At 69.6% G+C, this 20947-nt stretch carries 19 protein-coding genes; 10 read left to right on the top strand and 9 right to left on the bottom strand.

Features of this window, described 5'->3' with window-relative positions; all coding sequences use genetic code 11:
* Positions 1 to 93: 93 nt before the first annotated feature.
* Positions 94 to 1263, top strand: coding sequence for an ATP-binding protein (locus tag IEY84_RS01200; RefSeq protein WP_183541451.1), 1170 nt, complete (start codon positions 94 to 96; stop codon positions 1261 to 1263).
* On the top strand, positions 1263 to 1928 hold the full coding sequence (locus IEY84_RS01205; protein WP_183541453.1) for a response regulator transcription factor: 666 nt from the start codon (positions 1263 to 1265) through the stop codon (positions 1926 to 1928). The genes IEY84_RS01200 and IEY84_RS01205 overlap by 1 nt, the downstream gene beginning before the upstream one ends.
* On the opposite strand, the gene IEY84_RS01210 is transcribed toward IEY84_RS01205, so the two are convergent.
* A complete protein-coding gene (locus IEY84_RS01210) occupies positions 1929 to 2843 on the bottom strand; it encodes a hypothetical protein (protein ID WP_183541455.1) in 915 nt (304 codons plus the stop codon). It lies immediately after the preceding gene.
* 136 nt (positions 2844 to 2979) lie between these two features.
* Here IEY84_RS01210 and IEY84_RS01215 point away from each other — a divergent pair, with 136 nt between their 5' ends.
* Entirely contained in the window at positions 2980 to 6357 is a 3378-nt protein-coding gene (locus tag IEY84_RS01215; protein WP_183541457.1) for a pyruvate carboxylase, read from the top strand.
* Positions 6358 to 6474: 117 nt separating this feature from the next.
* On the opposite strand, the gene erm is transcribed toward IEY84_RS01215, so the two are convergent.
* The 3 genes from erm to IEY84_RS01230 form a co-directional block, all read right to left on the bottom strand.
* Entirely contained in the window at positions 6475 to 7236 is a 762-nt protein-coding gene (gene erm / locus IEY84_RS01220; RefSeq protein WP_183541459.1) for a 23S ribosomal RNA methyltransferase Erm, read from the bottom strand.
* A gap of 237 nt (positions 7237 to 7473) precedes the next feature.
* Positions 7474 to 8874: an NAD(P)H-quinone dehydrogenase gene (locus IEY84_RS01225; RefSeq protein ID WP_221208419.1), complete on the bottom strand. Its 1401-nt coding sequence runs from the start codon at positions 8872 to 8874 to the stop codon at positions 7474 to 7476.
* Positions 8875 to 8909: 35 nt separating this feature from the next.
* Complete coding sequence (locus IEY84_RS01230; RefSeq protein ID WP_183541463.1) at positions 8910 to 9440, bottom strand: DinB family protein; 531 nt, start codon at positions 9438 to 9440, stop codon at positions 8910 to 8912.
* A 121-nt stretch (positions 9441 to 9561) separates the two neighbouring features.
* Between IEY84_RS01230 and IEY84_RS01235 the strand changes: the two genes are divergently transcribed.
* The gene (locus IEY84_RS01235) at positions 9562 to 10095 is read left to right on the top strand and encodes a TetR/AcrR family transcriptional regulator (protein ID WP_183541464.1); all 534 of its coding nucleotides are present in this window, start codon (positions 9562 to 9564) and stop codon (positions 10093 to 10095) included.
* Positions 10096 to 10179: 84 nt separating this feature from the next.
* Here IEY84_RS01235 and lpdA read toward each other — a convergent pair whose 3' ends face one another.
* Positions 10180 to 11583 (bottom strand): dihydrolipoyl dehydrogenase, encoded by a 1404-nt coding sequence (gene lpdA, locus IEY84_RS01240; protein WP_183541466.1) that lies wholly within the window; start codon positions 11581 to 11583, stop codon positions 10180 to 10182.
* 73 nt (positions 11584 to 11656) lie between these two features.
* Here lpdA and IEY84_RS01245 point away from each other — a divergent pair, with 73 nt between their 5' ends.
* The 3 genes from IEY84_RS01245 (at position 11657) to IEY84_RS01255 (ending at position 14667) form a co-directional block, all read left to right on the top strand.
* Positions 11657 to 12109 (top strand): gamma-glutamylcyclotransferase family protein, encoded by a 453-nt coding sequence (locus IEY84_RS01245; RefSeq protein ID WP_183541468.1) that lies wholly within the window; start codon positions 11657 to 11659, stop codon positions 12107 to 12109.
* 49 nt (positions 12110 to 12158) lie between these two features.
* Entirely contained in the window at positions 12159 to 12956 is a 798-nt protein-coding gene (locus tag IEY84_RS01250) for a purine-nucleoside phosphorylase (RefSeq protein ID WP_183541470.1), read from the top strand.
* Positions 12957 to 13017: 61 nt separating this feature from the next.
* A complete protein-coding gene (locus IEY84_RS01255; RefSeq protein ID WP_183541472.1) occupies positions 13018 to 14667 on the top strand; it encodes a phospho-sugar mutase in 1650 nt (549 codons plus the stop codon).
* Positions 14668 to 14709: 42 nt separating this feature from the next.
* On the opposite strand, the gene IEY84_RS01260 is transcribed toward IEY84_RS01255, so the two are convergent.
* Positions 14710 to 15279, bottom strand: coding sequence for a hypothetical protein (locus IEY84_RS01260; protein WP_183541474.1), 570 nt, complete (start codon positions 15277 to 15279; stop codon positions 14710 to 14712).
* A gap of 32 nt (positions 15280 to 15311) precedes the next feature.
* Between IEY84_RS01260 and deoC the strand changes: the two genes are divergently transcribed.
* Together deoC and IEY84_RS01270 are read left to right on the top strand one after the other, a co-directional pair.
* Positions 15312 to 15983, top strand: a complete 672-nt coding sequence (gene deoC, locus IEY84_RS01265; protein ID WP_183541476.1) for a deoxyribose-phosphate aldolase — start codon at positions 15312 to 15314, stop codon at positions 15981 to 15983.
* A 30-nt stretch (positions 15984 to 16013) separates the two neighbouring features.
* Positions 16014 to 16625, top strand: a complete 612-nt coding sequence (locus IEY84_RS01270; RefSeq protein ID WP_183541478.1) for a uridine kinase family protein — start codon at positions 16014 to 16016, stop codon at positions 16623 to 16625.
* Here IEY84_RS01270 and IEY84_RS01275 read toward each other — a convergent pair.
* Positions 16600 to 17679: an adenosine deaminase gene (locus IEY84_RS01275; protein WP_183541479.1), complete on the bottom strand. Its 1080-nt coding sequence runs from the start codon at positions 17677 to 17679 to the stop codon at positions 16600 to 16602. The genes IEY84_RS01270 and IEY84_RS01275 overlap by 26 nt on opposite strands.
* A 36-nt stretch (positions 17680 to 17715) precedes the next feature.
* On the opposite strand from IEY84_RS01275, the gene IEY84_RS01280 reads away from it, so the two are divergent.
* Positions 17716 to 18171 carry a MaoC family dehydratase gene (locus IEY84_RS01280; RefSeq protein ID WP_183541480.1) on the top strand — a complete coding sequence of 152 codons (456 nt, stop codon included), beginning with the start codon at positions 17716 to 17718 and terminating at the stop codon, positions 18169 to 18171.
* 218 nt (positions 18172 to 18389) lie between these two features.
* Here IEY84_RS01280 and IEY84_RS01285 read toward each other — a convergent pair whose 3' ends face one another.
* A complete protein-coding gene (locus tag IEY84_RS01285) occupies positions 18390 to 19433 on the bottom strand; it encodes a S66 family peptidase (RefSeq protein WP_183541481.1) in 1044 nt (347 codons plus the stop codon).
* Between the two features lie 204 nt (positions 19434 to 19637).
* Positions 19638 to 20921, bottom strand: coding sequence for a thymidine phosphorylase (locus tag IEY84_RS01290; protein WP_183541482.1), 1284 nt, complete (start codon positions 20919 to 20921; stop codon positions 19638 to 19640).
* Positions 20922 to 20947 lie beyond the last annotated feature (26 nt).

Below are 20947 nucleotides of genomic sequence, written 5' to 3' on the forward strand. Positions count from 1 at the left end.
GTCCGCGGATTCGTTGGTGTCGGCGGCACGCACGGTGCCTGGATCCTGGACCCATGCGCCGCAGCTTCCCCTGCCATCAGCGACAATTCGCTGGTGCCACATTCGACCCGGGCAGCCGCCGTCCGTCTGGTGGCCTTCTTCGTGGCCGGCATGCGACTGGCGACCCTCGCGCAGATGGCGCCGACCCTGCTGGCGGCGATGCCTGCGCTGTCCCGAGCGGATCACCCGTGGCTGACCGGGGCGACGTGGATCCTCGCCACCGTCATGCTCGTCGTCATCGCCGCGGTCGCCGTGGTCACGCGGCGGCCGCCCGGGGTGGCGCTTGCGGTGGTCGACGTGGCGGTGGCCGTGGCACTGCTGGTCGTGGGGCTGTGGACGGTCCCGGTCGAGCTGCGTACGGGCAGCTGGGTGGGGTTCCAGCTGGGCTACGCCCTGTGCGTCTCCTGCTCACTGTCGGCCATCCGCTCCCGGTGGCTGTGGATGTTCCTGCTCGTCTCGTTGGCACTCGCCGAGGCGGTCTACATCGCGCCGACCGTGGACGGTCTGGCCGATCTCACCGGCGCGCTGAGCACCTGGCTTACGTTGCTGATCCTCGGGCCGCTGGCCTGGTTCGGCTGTCGGACCATCGTCCGGATCGGGACCGAGGCCGATGAGGCGCGGCGGTATGCCGCTGCGGCGGCCAAGGCCGAGGAGGAGCGCCGCGCCCGGCTCGCGATCCACAACGGCACCGCGATGATGCGGCTGCTGGTGGAGACCGACGCCGCTGACGGCAACGGCGCACTGCGCTCACAGGCCGAGGTCGAGCTCAACCGGATGCGCGCCTATCTGAGCGGCCACACCCCGGCGCCGGCGAACGAGGCGACCAACCTTGCCGCGGTGGCCACCGCCCTCGGCGCGGAGTTCGACGACCTCCCGATCACGGTGGTCGCCGACCTCGCCCAGGACATCACCCTCCCCCGAGCTCTCGCCGACGACCTGGCGGCCGCGCTGCGCAGCCTGCTCCTCAACGTACGCCAGCATGCTCAGGCGACCCGAGTCGTCCTGCACGCCGCGGAGGACGAGGACGGCTCCGGCTGGGAGGTCACCCTGCACGACGACGGCATCGGCTTCGACACCTCGACCACGGCGTACGGCGTCGGCCTGCGGGAGGTGGTCGTGACACAGCTCGCGCGCTCAGGCGTCGACGTCGAGATCAGCAGCATCCCCGACCTGGGCACGACCGTCACGCTCACCCAGACCACCGCGTCCGTGCAGGTGCCCTGATGTCTGCGGCAACCTCCGGGCCACGCTTCAGCCATGTGGACGACGCGACCGCGATGCGCGCCTCGCTCAGCCTGCTCCTGCCCGACCTGAGGTTCGTGTCGAGCCACGGATCCGTCGAGGGCTTGCTGACGGCGCGGCCGGAAGCCGACGTGGTGATCCTCGATCTCCACCTCGCCAACACCGGCCAGCCCGACGCCTCCCAGGGCACCACGGCCATCCGGCGCATCGTCGAGGCCGGCTACCGGGTCTGTATCTACTCCCAGGAGGAGCGCCGGTTCGTGCTCGCAGCCTGCCTCGCCGCCGGGGCGACCGGCGTCGTCTCGAAGGCGGCCTCGCTCGCCGAGGCGGAGGCGGCGTTCCGCGCCGTTGCCGCCGGAGAGCCGGTGATCCCCCCGGGAATCACCGGTCTCATCGAGGTCCTCGTACGCCGCCGCAGCATCACCGTCCTCACCCCGCGGCAGCGGGAGGTCCTCGCCCATCGCGCCCGCGGCCTGACGTACGCCGAGATGAGCCGGACGATGTATCTGTCCGAGTCGACGTTGCGCGGCTACTGGATGGAGCTGGCGCAGCTGGTCTCGGAGTATCTGCGGGAGACCTCGCCGGGTGACATCGAGCATGCCCTCGGGCTGCGCCCGGGGGACCTGCTCGACCTCTGGCCGGGATAGCTAGCTGCTGATCCCGCTCCACTTCCAGCTGCCGTCGGTGCCGACCCGGACCGGGGCTGAGAAGGTGGTGCCGTGGCCGATGCCGTTGCTCTGGCGGATGCGTACGGCGTTACCGGTGGTCGGGTTGATCAGCACGATGTCCTTGGCAGCGACCATGCCGTCGGCGTCGTAGCAGTTGTGGACGGACATGTAGCGCCATCCGGTGCCGATGCTGCGGACGACGTACTTCTTCGCGCCTGCCGGGTTGTCCGTCGGCACGACGATCTGCTCGAGCTTCTTGGTGGTCGGGTTGATCGAGTAGAGCAGGTCGTACTTCACTCCGTTGTGGGTCGTCCACACCCCGGCGACGGTCGTGGCGCTCGGCAGCGTGACCGGCAGGTTCTTGACCGTGCCGAAGCGTGCACCCGGGAAGGCCAGCTTGGTCTGCTGCACGACGCCAGAGGTCGTGACGGTGTAGACCTCTCGCGTCGGGCCGTTGACGACCTTCTTGGGGCTCCAACCGGTCACCGCGGTGCCGCTGGTGCGGTAGAGCTGCTCGACCCTCGTCTCGCCCAGCACAGACCCGCCGTTGGTCCCCTTGAGCGTCACATAACGGCCCCGACCATCGGTGCCAGGCACGATGTAGGACGTCATCCAGGTGGTCTGGTCACCGGCGCCACCCACCTCGATCCAAGCCCGTGGCGACCAGCTCACGGTGCTGGCGCTGCGGTAGCTGCTGGTCACCGTGCTGTTCCTGATGCCGCGCTTACGGATGTAGCCGCCGGCCTTGCCGTTGATCGAACCGCTGCAGTTCACGGTGCCGGCCGCGGCAGCCGGTGAGGCTGCCGCTCCGATCGCGGTGAGCGATCCGGCCAGCAGGGCCGTACCTGCGATGGCGGCCAAGGCCGAACGACGCTGTCGAGTGATGAGCTTCATGCCGCTGAGGGTATGTCCCCGGAGGCGGTGAGCGGTCCCAACGAATCCGCACCGTTCTGCAGACGGGGCGTCCATCAACTGGGCGGTAACGTCCCATAACCTGGACGAGCCGGTTCGGATGGGTACCGTGACCGCCATGTTCACGAAGGTGTTGGTCGCCAACCGCGGCGAGATCGCGATCCGAGCTTTCCGCGCAGGCTTCGAGCTCGGCGCCAAGACGGTCGCCGTCTTTCCCTACGAGGACCGGGGCTCCGAGCACCGGTTGAAGGCCGATGAGGCCTACCAGATCGGAGAGCTCGGTCACCCCATCCGGGCCTACCTCGATCCCGACGCGATCGTCGAGGTCGCCAAGCAGAGCGGCGCGGACGCGATCTACCCCGGCTACGGGTTCCTCTCCGAGAACCCGGCGCTGGCCGAGGCCTGCGCCCGGGCCGGGATCACGTTCATCGGGCCGTCGGCGGAGGTCCTCACGCTCACCGGCAACAAGGCCACCGCCATCGCGGCGGCGAAGGCTGCCGGCGTACCGACTCTGCAGTCGGTCGAGCCGTCCACCGATGTAGACGCGCTCGTCTCCGCCGCCTCCGTCCTGCCCTACCCGCTTTTCGTCAAGGCGGTCGCGGGTGGAGGTGGTCGCGGGATGCGGCGGGTCGACTCCCCCGACAAGCTGCGCGAGGCGGTCGAGACTTGCATGCGCGAGGGCGAGGCCGCCTTCGGCGACCCGACCGTGTTCATCGAGCAGGCCGTGGTCGAGCCGCGTCACATCGAGGTGCAGATCCTCGCCGACGGCGAGGGCAACGTCATCCACCTCTTCGAGCGTGACTGCTCGGTGCAGCGCCGCCACCAGAAGGTCGTGGAGATCGCCCCCGCCCCCAATCTCGACCCTGAGCTGCGCGAACGCATCTGCGCGGACGCGGTGCGGTTCGCCAAGGAGATCGGCTACTCCTGCGCCGGCACCGTCGAGTTCCTGCTCGACCCCGCCGGCAACTACGTCTTCATCGAGATGAACCCGCGCATCCAGGTCGAGCACACCGTGACCGAGGAGGTCACCGACGTCGACTTGGTCCGCTCGCAGATGCGGATCGCGTCCGGCGAGACGCTGGCCGACCTGGGTCTGACCCAGGACTCCATCCAGCTGCGCGGCGCCGCGATGCAGTGCCGGATCACCACCGAGGACCCAGCCAACAACTTCCGCCCCGACACGGGCATGATCACCACCTACCGCTCCCCCGGCGGTGCCGGGATCCGCGTCGACGGTGGCACGACGTACGCCGGGGCCGAGGTCTCGCCCCACTTCGACTCGATGCTCGCCAAGCTCACCTGTCGTGGGCGTACCTTCGAGGACGCCGTGACCCGGGCCCGCCGGGCCGTCGCGGAGTTCCGCATCCGCGGGGTCGCGACCAACATCCCGTTCCTGCAGGCGCTGCTCGACGACCCCGACTTCATCGCCGGCTCGATCACGACCTCGTTCATCGAGACCCACCCGCAGCTGCTGACCGCGCGCGCCTCGGGCGACCGCGGCACCAAGCTGCTCACCTACCTGGCCGACGTGACCGTCAACCAGCCGCACGGCGCCGCTCCGGTGTCTCTCCATCCCGTCGAGAAGCTGCCTGCGGTCGACCTGTCCGTCGCGCCGCCGCCGGGCTCACGTGATCTGCTTCGCGAGCTCGGGCCGTCGGGCTTCGCGGACGCGCTGCGCGCCCAGGAGGCGGTGGCGGTCACCGACACCACGTTCCGCGACGCCCACCAGTCGCTGCTCGCGACCCGGGTACGCACCACCGACCTGCTCGGCGTCGCCGGCCATGTCGCCCGGCTGACACCGCAACTGTGGTCGCTGGAGGCCTGGGGCGGGGCGACGTACGACGTGGCTCTCCGCTTCCTCTCCGAGGACCCGTGGGAGCGGCTCGCCGCGTTGCGTCAGGCGGTCCCCAACGTCAACCTGCAGATGCTGCTGCGCGGTCGTAACACGGTGGGCTACACGCCCTACCCGACCGAGGTCACCGACGCGTTCGTCTCGGAGGCCGCCTCGACCGGGATCGATGTGTTCCGGATCTTCGACGCGCTCAATGACGTCTCGCAGATGCGGCCGGCGATCGACGCGGTGCGGGCGACCGGGACCTCCGTCGCCGAGGTGGCGCTCTGCTACACCGGCGACCTCTCCTCACCCGACGAGAAGCTCTACACCCTCGACTACTACCTGCGGCTGGCAGAGGAGATCGTCTCCGCCGGGGCGCACGTGCTGGCGATCAAGGACATGGCCGGGCTCCTGCGCGCGCCCGCAGCTCGCACCCTGGTGACCGCGCTCCGCTCGCGGTTCGACCTGCCGGTCCACCTGCACACCCACGACACCGCAGGTGGCCAGCTGGCCACGCTCCTGGCCGCGATCGAGGCAGGGGTCGACGCCGTCGACGCCGCGACCGCGTCCATGGCCGGCACCACCTCCCAGCCGCCGCTCTCCTCGCTGGTGGCGGCGACCGACCAGACCCCGCGTGCCACCGGTCTGTCCTTGTCTGCGGTCAACTCGCTCGAGCCCTACTGGGAGGCCGTACGCCGCGTCTACGCTCCCTTCGAGTCCGGCCTGCCCGCGCCGACCGGCCGGGTCTACCGCCACGAGATCCCGGGCGGCCAGCTCTCCAACCTGCGCCAGCAGGCCATCGCTCTCGGGCTGGGCGAGAAGTTCGAGCAGATCGAGGACATGTACGCCGCGGCCAACCAGATCCTCGGCCGCGTCCCCAAGGTCACCCCGTCCTCGAAGGTCATCGGCGACCTGGCACTGTCGTTGGTCGCGGCCGGTGCCGACCCGGCCGCGTTCGAGGCCGACCCGGCCGCGTACGACATCCCGGGCTCGGTCATCGGCTTCCTCAACGGAGAGCTCGGCGACCCGCCCGGCGGCTGGCCCGAGCCGTTCCGCAGCAAGGCGATCGCGGGACGCACCTGGAAGTCGCCGTCGCCGACCCTGTCGGAGGAGGACGCCGCCGGGCTGAAGTCGGACCGTCGCGGGACGCTCAACCGGCTCCTCTTCCCCGGCCCGACGAAGGACTTCGCCGAGGCGCGGTCGAAGTGGGGGGACGTGTCGGTGATCTCGACCCTCGACTACCTCTACGGCCTGCGCGAGGGCGAGGAGCACGTCGTCGAGCTCTCCGAGGGCAAGACGGTCATCTTCGGGCTCACCGCCGTCTCCGAGCCCGACGAGCGCGGCATCCGCACCGTCATGGCGACGATCAACGGCCACCTGCGCCCGATCGGGGTACGTGACCGCTCCGTCGCCGCCGAGGTCGCCGCCGCCGAGAAGGCCGACCCGGCCGTCCCCGGCCAGGTCGCGGCGCCGTTCCAGGGCGTCGTCACCATCTCGGTCGCGGCCGGTGAGTCGGTCAAGGCCGGCGACACCGTCGCCACCATCGAGGCCATGAAGATGGAGGCCGCCATCACCGCCCCCGTCGACGGCACCGTCTCCCGCCTCGCCTTCTCCGGCACCCAAGCCGTAGACGGCGGCGACCTGGTCCTGGTTCTCGACTGAGCCGAGACGTCACGCCCGTCGGCCGAGATGGCACCTTGGTGCCATCTCGGCCGACGTAAGCGACGTCTCGGCCGACGTAAGCGACGTCTCGGCCAACGTAAGCGACGTCTCGGCAAGTTAGAGACGGACGGCGTACGCCTCGACCCAGTCTTCTGCGCGTAGGTCCCGCGGCAGTACGGGTGCCTGAGAGCGCCGGCGGCGCCGGGCGATCTGATCGGCGAGGGCAGCGGGGGTGCCGTTGCGGCGCAGGATCTCGGCTACCCCGCGGCCCCGGCTGGCGAAGACCCTCGCCACCCTGGACTGGAAGTCACGGAGCTCCGACTCGGGGAGCAACGGGTCGCGACGGCGGTCGATGAGCAGCAGGCCGCCGTCGACATTGGGGCTCGGACGGAACGCCGTCGACGGGACCCGGCGGTCGAGGGTGAAGGTGAACCACGGCCACCACTGCGCGGTGAGCTGGGTGGTGCCACCGACGCCTGCACGCTTGCGGGCGACCTCCCACTGGGTGAGGAGTACGGCATGGCGCCAGGTCTGCACCGCGAGCAGGTGGCGCAGGATCGGGGTGGTCAGGTGGAACGGGACGTTGGAGACGACGACCGCGTCCTGCGGTGGCGCGTGGCGCAGGATGTCGCCCTCCGCGATGCACACGTGCGACGCGATCCGGCGGCGCAGCGAGGCGGCCCGGCGGGAGTCGATCTCGACCCCCTGCAGGGGCCGGCCCAGCTCGGCCAGCGCCAAGGTGATGGCACCGTTGCCGGTGCCCCACTCGACCAGGGGACCCGGGCGCTGCGAGGCGAGGTGGACGATGCGGTCGAGAACCGACCTGTCGGTGAGAAAGTTCTGGCCGAGCTCGTGCCGGCCAGGGCGTACGTCGGGCATGGATGCTCCTCGAGACAGAAGGAGCCGGGCGGCATACGGGTAGCACTCGGAGCCGCCCGGCAGATTGCCAGGTGGCGGCGCGAATGCGACGAGTGCTTCGGGGAGATCCGCGCCGTCAGCGGCGGCGGATCCGGACGTACGTCGTCATGCAACAGGTACCCATGGCGCTCACGCTAGCGAAGCCGCGGCTCCGCTCGCACACCGTTTTCGGAGTGACGTCTCGACCGACGCGGGTGACTACTCGACGTGGTGGAGGCGGCGGGCGACCTCGGCGGTGGAGCCGGAGATCGAGGGGTAGACGGTGAAGGTGTTGGCGATCTGGTCGACGGTCAGCCCGGTCGAGACGGCGAGCGCGATCGGGTGGATGAGCTCGGAGGCACGGGGGCCGACGACGACGCCGCCGATGACGACACCGGTGCCCGGGCGGGAGATGAGCTTGACGAAGCCGTCGGAGATGCCCTGCATCTTGGCGCGCGGGTTGCCCTTGAGGTCGAGGCGCAAGGTCTCGGCGACGACCTCGCCGGAGTCGACCTGGGCCTGCGAGTAGCCGACCGTGGCGATCTCGGGCGAGGTGAAGACGTTGGCCGCGACCTCCTTGAGGTCCATCGGGATGACCGCGTCGCCGAGGAAGTGGCGCATCGCGATCCGGCCGGCCATGGCGGCCGTCGAGGCGAGCATGAAGCCGCCGGTGCAGTCGCCGGCTGCGTACACGCCGTAGGCGGAGGTGCGCGAGACCTTGTCGGTCCGGATGAACCCGCCCTCGTCGAGCTCGATACCGGCGTCTTCGAGGCCGAGGCCCTCGGTGTTGGGGATCGAGCCGAGGGCGAGGATGCAGTGGCTGCCGGTGACCTCCCGGCCGTCGGTCAGCTTCACGGTGACGACGTCGCCGGAGCGGGTCACCGACTCCATCCGCGACTTGCTGAGGATGTTCATGCCCTGACGCTCGAGTACGTCCTGGAGCACGGTCGCCGCGTCCGCGTCCTCACCCGGGAGAACCCGGTCGCGGGAGGAGACCAGGGTGACCTGTGAACCGAGGTTGAGGTAGGCGCTGGCGAACTCGACACCCGTGACACCCGAGCCCACGACGATCATGTGCGAGGGCAGGTCGTCGAGGTCATAGACCTGCTCCCAGGTCAGGATCCGCTCGCCGTCGGGCTGCGCGGTGGGCAGCACTCGCGGACGGGCACCGGTGGCGATCAGGACTGCGTCGTTCTCGATGGCCTCCTCGCCACCGTCCTCGGCCCGGGTCGCGACCACCTGACGCTTGTCGGCGTCGATACGCCCGGTGCCCTTGACGATCCGGATCCCGCGCCGGGCCAGCCGACTCTCGATGTCGCTCGACTGCGCCAGCGCGAGCAGCTTGACGCGCTTGTTGACCAGCTCCAGGTCGGCGTAGAGCTCGGTGGCCGGGTCGCCCTGGTGATCGCGGAAGTGGATGCCCAGGTCGCGGGCGAGCGTCATGTCCGACATCAGCTCGGCGGTGGCGATCAGGGTCTTGCTGGGCACGCAGTCGGTGAGCACCGCGCTGCCGCCCAGGCCGTCACGGTCGACGACCGTCACCTCCGCGCCGAGCTGCTGCGCGACCAGCGCCGCCTCGTATCCGCCTGGACCCCCACCAATGATCGTCACCCGCGCCATGGGCCGCATTCTTCCACGCCACTGGAACGACAGAATCAGCCCATCGTCTTCTGACCGTCGATGGTCTCCCGGATGATGTCGGCGTGGCCCGCGTGCTGGGCGGTCTCGGCCAGGATGTGGGCGAGAGCGCGGCGGTTGGACCAGCGCGCACCGGACTCGAACCACGGAGCCTCGGGAAGGGCGTGGTCAGCGTCGAGATCGACGGTGCGGACAAGCTCGTCGGTGGCGGCGGCCACGTCCTCGTACGCCGTGAGGACACCCGCCAGCGTCTCGTGCTCGGCGAGCACGAAGTCGGCGGCGAACTCGGCGTACTTCTCCGGGCTGAGTTCCTGCGCCACCGTGCCACGGACGATGAAGTCGGCCCAGCCTCGCTCGACGGCAGCGACGTGCTTGACCAGGCCGCCGAGGCTGAGCTCGGACACTGTCGGGGTGAGCCGGGCCTGCTCGTCGGTCAGGTTCCGGACAGCGAAGCGCAGGAAACGGCGGTGGTTCGCCAGCGTCTCCAGCAGGTCGGCGCGCTCGCGGCTCAGGGTCGCAGTGGTGGCGTTCACGGCGGTTGCGGTCATGACTTGGGCTCCTTGGTCGTGTTTCCCTCTGACACGACCAACGTTATGCGCCAATCAGGTCAGGATCTGTCCTCAATGAACCCGGATCTGGCAGGAGTTCTGCGGCGATTAACCTGCAGGGATGACGAGCCCTGCCACCCCGACCCGAAGCGACGCGGTCCGCAACCGCGACCTCTTGGTCTCCGCTGCCCGCGAGATCCTCGCCGAGCAGGGTCTCGACGCTCCGATGTCTGCCGTCGCGAAGCGCGCGGGTGTGGGTCAAGGCACCCTCTACCGGCACTTCCCCGACCGGCTCACCCTGGCCACGGCGGTGCTGGAGGAGAACGTACGCGACATCGAGCAGATCGCGGCCCGACCAGATGCGACCCTGGCCGATGTGCTCGGGGTCGTCACCTGGCAGATGATCCGCTCGACCGCCTTCATCGGCATCGTCCGCATCAGCGGCGAGGAGACCTCGCAGGACCTTGCCGACCGGGTACGCACCGCCGTCGACGGACTCCCCACGGAGACACATGGCACCGACGACATCATGCTGGCCATCGCGATGGTCTCCGGCGCGGTGCACGGACCCACCCCCGAAGCCCGCGAGGCCACCGCCTGCCGGGCGTGGGGCCTGCTCGGGATCGAGATCGGCCCGGTCACGCCCGCCCGCTAACCCGACCGACCTCAGCCGCCGCGCACACGCGAAGAGGCCCGGAACCGCGCTACGTACGCGGGCTCCGGGCCTCTTGCCTCAGACCTACAGGTTGATCATGTGTCCCGCGATGCCGTGGATGGCTTCCTTGACGGCCTCGGAGAGCGTCGGGTGGGCGAAGATGTTGCGCCCGATCTCGTCGGCGGTGAGGTCCCACTGCTGCGCGAGGGTCAGTGCCGGGAGCTGCTCGGTGACGTCCGGGCCGATCAGGTGAGCGCCGAGGAGCTCGTTGTGCTCGGCGTCGGCGACGATCTTCACGAAACCGACCGCGTCGCCCAGACCCTGGGCCTTGCCGTTGGCCGAGAACGGGAAGGTCGCCGTCTTGACGTCGTAGCCCTTCTCCTTGGCCTGCGCCTCGGAGTAGCCGAAGGAACCGATCTGCGGCTGGCAGTAGGTCGCCCGCGGAACCATGTCGAAGTTGATCTCCATGGTCTCGGCGCCGGCGATGGTCTCGGCGGCGACGATGCCCATGGCCTCGGCGACGTGGGCGAGCATGAACTTCCCGGTGCAGTCACCGATGGCGTACACGTTCTCGATGTTGGTGCGGCCGCGGCCGTCGATCGCGATGGCCTTGCGGTCGGTCAGCTCGATGCCGACGTTCTCCAGGCCGTAGCCCTCCACGCGCGGCGCGAAGCCGAACGCGGCCAGGAACTTGTCGGCCTCGATGACGGTCTCCTCGCCACCGGCGGCCGGCGCGACGGTCACGCGCACGCCCGAGCCGGTGTCCTCGACGCCCTTGACGGCGGTCGAGGTGAGGACCTTGACGCCCAGCTTCTTGTAGTGCTTGAGCAGCTCCTTGGACACGTCGGCGTCCTCGGTGGGCACCATCCGGTCGAGGAACTCGACGATGGTGACGTCGACGCCGAAGTTCTTCATGACGTACGCGAACTCGACGCCGATCGCGCCGGAGCCGCCGATCACCATGGACTTCGGCACCTCGGCATCGAGGATCTGCTCCTCGTAGGTGACGATGTTCTTGCCGTTCGGCACGACACCCGGGACGCTGCGGACCGTGGCGCCGGTGGCGATGATCAGGTTGTCGAAGGTGTAGTCGGTGTTGGCACCGTCCTTCGCGACCGAGATCGACTTCGGACCGGTGAGCGTTCCCCAGCCGTCGATCTCGGTGATCTTGTTCTTCTTCATCAGGAAGTGGACGCCCTTGACGATCCCGGCGCTCACCTGGCGGGAGCGCGCGTGGGTCGTGGAGAACTCGAGGTGGGCGTCACCGACGATCCCGAACTTCTGCTTCTCCTTCGGGTCGTTGAGGGTGTGGGCCAGCTCGGCGTTCTTCAGCAGCGCCTTGGACGGGATGCACCCGACGTTGAGGCAGACGCCGCCCCAGTACTTGTCTTCGACGACGGCGACGGACTTGCCGAGCTGAGCGGCACGGATGGCGGCGACGTAGCCACCGGGGCCAGCGCCGAGGACGAGAACATCAAAGTGGGTCACGCATCCAAGGGTAGACCGCCGATAACACACAGATCCCAGTCGGGCCAGCGACTGAGCGGTAACCTCGTGTTCCGTGACTCTCTACGCGGCCTATGGCGTCAACCTCGACCCAGCGCTGATGAGCGAGCGCTGCCCCCATTCCCCGCTACGGACCACCGGCTGGCTCAGCGGCTGGCGGCTCACCTTCGGCGGCGAGGACAACGCCTTGCGCGAGGGACCGATGGTCACCATCGTCCAGGATCCCTTCGAGCAGGTCTTCGTCGCCGTCTACGACGTCGTGGACCAGGACATGGAAGCGCTGGAGAAGTGGGAGCTGGCCGACATGGGCCTCTACTTCAAGACCAAGGTGCGGATCTCCGCCCTGGCCGAGGACCTGCTCTGCGAGGCCTATGTGCTGGACACGTACGAGGGCGGGATCCCGGACGCCCGCTACCTGGGCGCGCTCGCCGATGCCGCCGAGGCGGCCGGGGCGCCGGACGACTACGTGCATGCGCTGCGTACGAGGCCCTGCCGGTCCAACGACTGAGGCTCGTGGCGGTGGTCGAGCTCGTCGGGACCAGGTCTAAACTCAGCGAGTGACCACGCCTTACGAACTCGCCAAGGAAGCCGCCGCCGCGCTCGCAGAGAAGACCGGTGTCGAGAAGCACGATGTCGCGCTGGTGCTGGGCTCGGGCTGGCTGCCCGCCGCCGACGCGCTGGGGGCTGACTACACCGAGATCGACACCACCGACCTGCCCGGTTTCAGCGCCGCCGCGGTCGCCGGTCACAGCGGCAAGATCCGCTCGATCCGGTCGGCGAGCGGTCGCAACCTGCTGGTCTTCCTCAGCCGCACCCACTTCTACGAGGGCAAGGGCGTCGCCGCGGTCGTGCACCCGATCCGCACCGCGGCGGCCGCCGGCTGCTCGACGATGGTTCTGACCAACGGCTGCGGGGGCCTCAACCCGTCGTGGTCGCCGGGCACGCCGGTCCTGATCAAGGACCACATCAACCTCACCGCCTCGTCCCCGCTGGTCGGGGCAAACTTCGTCGACCTCACCGACCTCTACTCCGCGCGTCTGCGCGACCTGGCCAAGCAGGTCGACTCCTCCTTGGACGAAGGCGTGTACGTCCAGTTCACCGGCCCCCACTACGAGACCCCTGCCGAGGTGAAGATGGCCGGGATCCTCGGCGGCGACCTGGTCGGCATGTCGACCACTCTCGAAGCGATCGCGGCCCGCGAGGCCGGGATGGAGATCCTCGGGATCTCGCTGGTCACCAACTTGGCCGCGGGCATCTCCGACCAGCCGCTGAACCACGCCGAGGTCCTCGAGGCCGGCCGCAACGCCGCCACCCGGATGGGCGGGCTGCTGAGCAACCTCGTTCCCAAGATCTGAGTCGCTCGACGCCCTCGCTTGTCTTCGGTCTTCCGCCACCAGATGACCTAGGGTCAGATCCATGGTGCCCACCGATCGATCTGCGCTCGTCGTCCAGGCCCGGGAATGGCTTGCCGACGACCCCGATGCACAGACCCGAGCAGAGCTCGAGAGCCTCTTGACCTCCGCGGCCCCAGAGGCCGCAGCCGACCTGGCCGACAGGTTCTCGGGCACGCTGCAGTTCGGCACTGCAGGACTGCGGGGGGCGCTCGGGGCGGGGCCCAACCGGATGAACCGGGTGGTCGTGATCAAGGCTGCCGCGGGGCTTGCCCGCTACCTGGTCGCCACCGGTGCACAAGGGCCGGTGGTGATCGGGTACGACGCTCGGCACAACTCCGACGTCTTCGCCCTCGACACCGCCGAGGTGATGACCGGAGCGGGCCTGCACGCCTTGGTGATGCCTCGCTCGTTGCCGACACCGGTCCTGGCGTACGCCGTCAAGGCCCTCGACGCGAGTGCCGGCGTGATGGTGACCGCCAGCCACAACCCACCGCAGGACAACGGCTACAAGGTCTATCTCGGCGACGGCTCGCAGATCGTACCGCCGGCCGATGCCGCCATCGCGCAGCGGATCGCGGCCGTCGACAAGATCAGCTCGGTCACCCGGGGAGCCCCCGGGCGCACGATCAGCGAGGACCTCGTCGACAGCTACCTCGACACGGTCGTCGGGCTGCTCGAGGAGGGCGGTGCGCGCGACCTCACGACCGTCTACACACCGCTGCACGGTGTCGGGGGCGACCTGGTGCAGCTGGCGATGAAGTTCGCCGGCTTCCCCGCGCCGCTCGTCGTCAAGGAACAGGAACGGCCCGACCCCGAGTTTCCGACCGTCGCCTTCCCCAACCCCGAAGAGCCCGGCGCGATGGACCGGGCGCTGGCGTTGGCGAGCAAGAAGGGCGTCGATCTGGTCATCGCCAACGACCCGGACGCCGACCGCTGCGCCGCCGCCATCCCCGTCGGCAAGACATGGCGGATGCTGACCGGTGACGAGGTCGGCGCACTGCTGGCGACCCACCTGATCCGCAAGGGCGTGACCGGGACGTACGCCGCCTCGATCGTCTCCTCCTCGCTGCTCGGGAAGATCGCAGCGGCCGCGGGACAGCCCTACGCCGAGACCCTCACCGGCTTCAAGTGGATCTCGCGCGCGCCCGGCCTCGCGTTCGGCTACGAGGAGGCGCTGGGCTACTGCGTCGACCCCGAGCACGTACGCGACAAGGACGGCATCTCGGCACTGCTGCTCCTGTGCGAGCTGGCCGCCTCGCTCAAGGCCGAGGGACGCACCCTCGCGGACCTGCTCGACGACCTCGCGGTGGCGCACGGCCTGCACGCCACCTCGCAGCTCTCCATCCGGCTCGAGGACCCGGCTCAGATCGCCGCCGGGATGCAGCGGCTCCGCGACCGCCCAGTCACCGCGCTCGCCGGGACCGCGGTGCAGCAGATCGACGATCTCGCTGCTGGGGATGGCGGGCTGCCGCCGACCGACGGGATCCGCTACCAGCTGGCCGGCGGGTCACGGGTGATCGTGCGGCCCAGCGGCACCGAGCCCAAGATCAAGTGCTACCTCGAGGTCGTGCAGCCGGTCGCCGACGCTTCCGCGCTGCCGCAGGCACGTGCCGGGGCCGAGATCGCGCTCGGGGCGCTCAAGGTCGACATCCGCGCCGCGCTCGGCATGTGAACGAACCCTGCCCAGTCGCTAGACCAGTCGCTAGACCAGTCGCTAGATCACGAGCAGGACGACGAAGGCGACGGCCACCACTGCGGTGATCGCGATCAGCGGCCAGTCCCAGCTGCGGCGTACGTCCTCGGCGAGGGCGAACTGCTCGTCGGAGTCCCGCTTGATCCCGCGCCGCTCGCGCGCATCCTGCGCCAGCGAGTTGAGCCGGTCCTCGATGAAGTCGGACTGGTTGCTCAACGGCTTGTGATCGCGCTTGCCGCCCTTGACCGCCTCGCGCATCGGACGACCGACGGCACCGCTGACGTGGGTGCGGCCGCCTGAGTAGGCACCCAGGGTGCGGCCGACCGAGACGCTCTCCAGCGCAGCCAGCGGGAAGCGCACGGTCGAGTAGAGGTGGTAGAGGACGAAGTCGCCCTCGCTGACGCCGACCTTGGTGCGGATGAACGCGGCGTACGCCACCAGCGCGAAGAGCAGCCCGCCGGCGGTCGTCTCGGGGTGCCAGCCGGTGACCGCATCGATCACGATGACCGCGACGGCGCCGCCTATCGAGAGGAGACCCCACACGGTGCTGCTGGAGTGGCGGAACCACTCCTCGGGCTGATCGTCATTCACGGCGCACACCTTAGCCCTCGTATGCTGAACACGTGCCCAACGCCTCTGACATCGCGAAGCTGATCGACCACACCCTCCTCAAGCCCGAGGCGACCCACGCCGACGTCGAGGCGCTGATCGTGGAGGCCGCCGAGCTCGGCACCTACTCGGTGTGCGTCTCGCCGTCGATGCTCCCGGTCAACGCGCCAGCCGAGCTCAAGATCGCTGTCGTGTGCGGCTTCCCCAGCGGCAAGCACATCTCCTCGGTCAAGGCCGCCGAGGCTGCTGCGGCGGTCGAGGCCGGCGCCGACGAGGTCGACATGGTCATCGATGTCGGCGCAGCGAAGGAGAAGCGCTACACCGATGTCGAGGCCGACATCGCCGCCGTCCGTGCAGCCGTTCCCGCCCCCACCGTGCTCAAGGTGATCATCGAGTCCGCGGCTCTCGAGGACGACGAGATCGTCGGCGTCTGCCAGGCTGCTGTGCGCGCCGAGGCCGACTTCGTGAAGACCTCCACCGGCTTCCACCCCGCCGGCGGCGCCACCGTCCACGCGGTCGAGCTGATGCGCAAGACCGTCGGCCCCGACGTCGGGGTCAAGGCCTCGGGCGGGGTCCGGACGATGGAGCAGGCCGAGCAGATGATCGCCGCCGGAGCGACCAGGCTCGGGGTGTCGGGCTCCCGCGCGCTGCTCGCCGGGGCGCCGGGGTCTGCCGCCGGCTACTGACTTCGCCGCGGCATCGGTGAGAATGCTCCGGTGCGTGCTCAGGTCATCGTCCTCGCCGGTCCTTCGGGCGCCGGCAAGTCCCGCCTAGCCGAGCGGCTGGGTCTGCCGGTCCTCCGGCTGGACGACTTCTACAAGGACGGTTCCGACCCCTCGCTCCCCCGGATCACCGAGGGTCCCAACGCGGGCCTGGTCGACTGGGATCATCCCGACTCCTGGCTTCCCGACGACGCGGTGAAGACCATCGCCGAGCTCTGCGAGACCGGCGCCGCAGAGGTGCCGGTCTACGACATCGCTCACGACGGCCGCACCGGCTGGCAGTCGCTGACCCTCGGCGACGAAGCGTTCTTCGTCGCCGAGGGGATCTTCGCCCAGGACATCGTGGCCGACTGTCGCGCCGCGGGACTGCTGGCCGCGGCCTACTGCGTCACCCAGTCTCCGACGGTGACCTTCTGGCGACGCCTCACCCGCGATCTGCGCGAGCACCGCAAGCCACCGAACGTGCTGGTCAAGCGGGGCCTGGCGCTGATGCGCGCGCAGCCGGAGGTCGTCGCGGACGCGGTCGCCAAGGGCTGCACCGCGGTCTACCCGAAGCACGGCTACGTCGCCATCGAACGGCTCACAGCGCCGCGTACGCGTCCTTGATCTCGTGAATCAGGTCGACCCGCTCGTCGTAGGGGATGAACGCGGACTTCATCGCGTTGGTCGTCAGCCGCTGGAGCTCGGGAAGGCCCCAGCCGAAGGCCTCCACGATGCCGGTCATCTCCGCCGTCATCGAGGTGCGTGACATCAGCCGGTTGTCGGTGTTGATGGTGACCCGGAACCCGAGGTCGTAGAGCAGCCCGATCGGGTGCTCGGCGATCGACTTCGCGGCCCCGGTCTGCACGTTGGAGCGCGGGCAGAGCTCGAGCGGGATCCGCCGGTCCCGGACGTACGCAGCGAGCCGGCCGAGCCGCGGCGCCTCGCCGTCCTCGACGGTGATGTCGTCGACGATGCGTACGCCGTGACCGAGCCGGTCGCAGCCACAGGGGTGCACCGCCTCCCAGATCGACGGCAGCCCGAAGCCCTCGCCGGCGTGGATCGTGAAGCGCATGTTGTCGGCGGCCAGCTGCTCGAACGCCGCCAGGAACCGGCTCGGCGGGAAGCCCTTCTCCGGCCCGGCGATGTCGAACCCGGCGACCCCGCGGTCGCGCCAAGTGACCGCGAGCTCGGCGATCTCGGCGGCGCGAGCAGCCTGCCGCATGGCGGTGAGCAGCTGACGTACGACGATCTTCCGGCCTGTCGCCGCGACCGCAGCCATCCCCTCGTCGAACCCGGCTTGGACGGCCGCGACGACCTCGTCCAGCTCGTGGCCGTTGGCCACGTGGAGCTCCGGCGCCCAGCGGACCTCGGCGTAGACGACCCCGTCCTCGGTCAGGTCCTCGACGCACTCACGAGCGACCCTGGTCAGCGCAGGCAGGGTCTGGAGGACCGCCAGCGTGTGCGCGAAGGTGTCGAGGTAGCGCTCCAGCGAACCCGAGTCGGCGCTGGTCACGAACCACTCCTCCAGCGCGACCGGGTCTCCCTGGGTCCCCTCCGGGAGCTCGTGCCCCACCTCGGCGGCGAGCTCGACGATCGTGGAGGGACGTAGACCACCGTCGAGGTGGTCGTGGAGCAGCACCTTCGGCGCCGCCTTGATCTGCATGTCGGACGGTTCCATGGGCCCATCATTCCGCATCAGGCTAGATTCCGGGCTGTGCGCACATTCACCTCTCTCGAAGAAGTCTCCGCAGCCGCCGGCACCGAGATCGGCACCGGAGAATGGCTCCAGGTCGACCAGGACCGTGTCAACGCTTTCGCCGAGGCCACCGGTGACCACCAGTGGATCCACGTGGACGAGTCACGGGCCAAGGAGGGCCCGTTCGGGGGCACCATCGCCCACGGCTACCTCACGCTGTCGCTGCTCCCCTACCTCGGCGTGAGCGTCTACTCGCTCGAGACCCCCGGCGCGAAGCTCAACTACGGTCTCAACAAAGTCCGATTCCCCACCCCGGTCCTGGTCGGCTCCCGCATCCGCGCCGTCGTCGCCTTCGGCGAGGTCACCGAGCTCCCCACCGGCCTCCAGCTCGTCGTGAAGACGACGATCGAGATCGCGGGCGCCGACAAGCCCGCGTGCGTCGCGGAGTCCGTCGTCCTCCTCCTGGAAGGCTAGGCCCCCGCCCGCCGAGACGTCAGTTCTTGACGCCGAGACGTCAGTTCTTGACGCCGAGACGTCAGTTTCTGACGCCGACAAGTCAGTTCTTGACCACGAGGGGTCAGTTCCAGACCCTTCAACGCCAAAAACTGACTCCTCGACGCCAGGAATCGACCTCTCGCGGCCAGAAACTGACTTCTCGGCGTCAGATTTCGACTCTTCGGGCGGTCTTGTCGTCAGGAGTAGTTGGCCCACAGGCGCTGGGTCGTGCCGTCGACGGTCATTTCGCCGCCGTAGGGCAGGATCCACTGTGGCCGGGTGTGCCCGAACGCTGGGCCGACAACGACCACCGCGTCGGGGTTGTAGCGGGCGACGGTCTCGATCGCCGCATCGCGCTGCTCGGCGCGCTTGGCAGCGCGCTCCTCGGCGCTGGGCCGGCGTTCGAAGTCAGAGGTGGGCGGGCGGGCGACGACGACCGCGTCGACCTCCTCGAGCAGCCCTCTCTCGCCCATCGCTCGCGCGATCCAGCCGAACTCGTGAGCCGGGATGAGCTCCTCGGAGGTCTCCAGGAGGAGTACGCCGCCCTCCAGCACCCCTGGGTCGGCCGGGAAGCGTCCGGCGGTCAGCACCCACTGGAGGATCTCGATGCAGCCTCCCCAGGTGCGGCCGGTGATCTTCCGTTCGGGACCCGCCCAGGTCCACGGCTCGGTCGCCTCACGCTCACCGTATTCGGTCAGCGCCCGCGGGTCCTGCCAATCGTGCCCGATGTCCTCGGACTCGCCCGGCTCGGTGATCTCCAGGGTTCCGCCGGTGAGGAGCGCCGCCTCGAGCGAGGCCTTGTGGATCGGGTCGAGGCCCGGACCGGGGCCGAGGTGGACCTGGGTCGAACCGCCGTGGAACGCGGCGACACCATTGGTCCACAGCCAGTTGAGCAGGTTGGTGTTGTCGCTGTAGCCGAGGAACGGCTTCGGGTCGGCCCTGAGGAGGTCGGCGTCGAGATGCGGGATCACGGTGATCTGATCCTCGCCCCCGATGGTCGCCAGCACCGCCCGGATCTCCGGGTCGGCGAACGCGGCGTTCAGGTCGGCCGCCCGCTCCTGCGCCGTCGCCCCCAGCTTCCGGGTCGTCGGATACTCCACCGGCACCAGGCCGGTCGCCTCGGTCAACCGCGTCAGTGCCTGCTCGTGGATCGCCGGCGCCACCCCGGGCGCAGCGAACGAGGGTGACAGCACGGCGACCTTGTCGCCCGCGACGGCCTTGGGTGGCTTGACGATCTTCATTGCCGAAGTCTGACGGGTTGGGGATCTGCGAAGCGACCGGTTATCCGCCAGCCGCTGCTGCTGGAGCAGCGCTTTCCGCCCGGCGACCGAGGTGTAACACGCTGTTACAGGGTCTATCCGGTCGTTATAAAGGGCGAGTAGTACCACGAACGACGTGTTACAGCTCGCGGAGGCGGGCGCGTTCAGACCGCCGGCCCGCGCCCCTCAGCTGATTCGGTCGAGGATCAACGGCGTCGCCTCGTACGCCGCCCCGTCCCCGATCTCGTAGCCACCCTCGAGCGCCGCGAGCGCCCGGTCGAACCTCTCGGGCGTGTCGGTGTGGAGGGTGAACAGCGGCGCACCAGCAGCGACCGAGTCGCCCGGGCGAGCGTGCCAGGTGACCCCGGCTCCGGCCTGGACCTGGTCCTCCTTGCGCGCCCGCCCGGCGCCGAGGCGCCAGGCGGCGAGCCCGACGGCCATCGCGTCGAGCCGGGTCAGCACGCCGGAGGTCGCGGCGGTGACCACATGTGTCTCGCGCGCGACCGGAAGCGGCGCCGACGGGTCGCCGCCCTGCGCCGAGATCATCGCCCGCCAGGAGTCCATGGCCTTGCCTGAGGCGAGCAGATCCGCCGGGTCCGGTCCGGAGACACCGGCAGCGGCGAGCATCTCCCGGGCCAGCGCCACGGTGAGCTCGACGACGTCGGCGGGACCGCCGCCGGCGAGGACCTCGACGGACTCGGCGACCTCGATCGCGTTGCCCGCGGTCAGACCGAGCGGCGTGGCCATGTCGGTCACGAGCGCGACCGTGTTGACGCCGGCATCGGTGCCGAGGTCGACCATGGTGCGGGCGAGCTCCTGCGCGGACGGCAGAGTCTTCATGAACGCCCCGGCGCCGACCTTGACGTCGAGGACCAGCGCGCCGGTGCCCTCGGCGATCTTCTTGGACATGATCGAGGAGGCGATCAGCGGGATCGCCTCGACGGTGCCGGTGACGTCGCGCAGTGCGTAGAGCTTGCGGTCGGCCGGAGCGAGCCCTTCACCGGCCGCGCAGATCACCGCGCCGACCGATCCGAGCTGAGCCATCATCTCCTCGTTGGAGAGCGAGGCGCGCCAGCCGGGGATCGACTCGAGCTTGTCGAGGGTGCCACCGGTGTGGCCGAGCCCGCGTCCGGACAGCTGCGGCACGGCCACGCCGCACGCTGCGACCAGCGGTGCCAGCGGCAGCGTGATCTTGTCGCCCACACCTCCGGTGGAGTGCTTGTCGGCGGTCGGCCGGTCCAGAGAGTCGAAAGACATCCGCTCACCGGACGCGATCATCGCCGCCGTCCATCGGGCGATCTCACGCCGCGACATCCCGTTGAGCAGGATCGCCATGTTGAGCGCCGACATCTGCTCCTCGGCCACGTCCCCGGCCGTGTAGGCCCCGATCATCCAGTCGACCTGCGAGTCGCTCAGCTCGCCACCGTCGCGCTTGGCGAGGATCACCTCGACCGCATCATGTTCCGCCATGCGGACAGCGTAAGGCGATACCGCCG

It is taken from the genome of Nocardioides albus (assembly GCF_014648255.1).
Classification (GTDB): Bacteria; Actinomycetota; Actinomycetes; order Propionibacteriales; family Nocardioidaceae; genus Nocardioides; species Nocardioides albus.

What these genes read in the sequence shown, in the direction of transcription:
- IEY84_RS01215 (WP_183541457.1), top strand. Translation starts at nt 2,980, where the DNA reads ATGTTCACGAAGGTGTTGGTCGCCAACCGCGGCGAGATCGCGATCCGA.
- IEY84_RS01275 (WP_183541479.1), bottom strand. Translation starts at nt 17,679, where the DNA reads ATGGAACCGTCCGACATGCAGATCAAGGCGGCGCCGAAGGTGCTGCTC.
- erm (WP_183541459.1), bottom strand. Translation starts at nt 7,236, where the DNA reads ATGCCCGACGTACGCCCTGGCCGGCACGAGCTCGGCCAGAACTTTCTC.
- IEY84_RS01255 (WP_183541472.1), top strand. Translation starts at nt 13,018, where the DNA reads ATGGTGCCCACCGATCGATCTGCGCTCGTCGTCCAGGCCCGGGAATGG.
- IEY84_RS01230 (WP_183541463.1), bottom strand. Translation starts at nt 9,440, where the DNA reads ATGACCGCAACCGCCGTGAACGCCACCACTGCGACCCTGAGCCGCGAG.
- IEY84_RS01210 (WP_183541455.1), bottom strand. Translation starts at nt 2,843, where the DNA reads ATGAAGCTCATCACTCGACAGCGTCGTTCGGCCTTGGCCGCCATCGCA.
- IEY84_RS01290 (WP_183541482.1), bottom strand. Translation starts at nt 20,921, where the DNA reads ATGGCGGAACATGATGCGGTCGAGGTGATCCTCGCCAAGCGCGACGGT.
- IEY84_RS01285 (WP_183541481.1), bottom strand. Translation starts at nt 19,433, where the DNA reads ATGAAGATCGTCAAGCCACCCAAGGCCGTCGCGGGCGACAAGGTCGCC.
- IEY84_RS01225 (WP_221208419.1), bottom strand. Translation starts at nt 8,874, where the DNA reads ATGGCGCGGGTGACGATCATTGGTGGGGGTCCAGGCGGATACGAGGCG.
- IEY84_RS01205 (WP_183541453.1), top strand. Translation starts at nt 1,263, where the DNA reads ATGTCTGCGGCAACCTCCGGGCCACGCTTCAGCCATGTGGACGACGCG.
- IEY84_RS01235 (WP_183541464.1), top strand. Translation starts at nt 9,562, where the DNA reads ATGACGAGCCCTGCCACCCCGACCCGAAGCGACGCGGTCCGCAACCGC.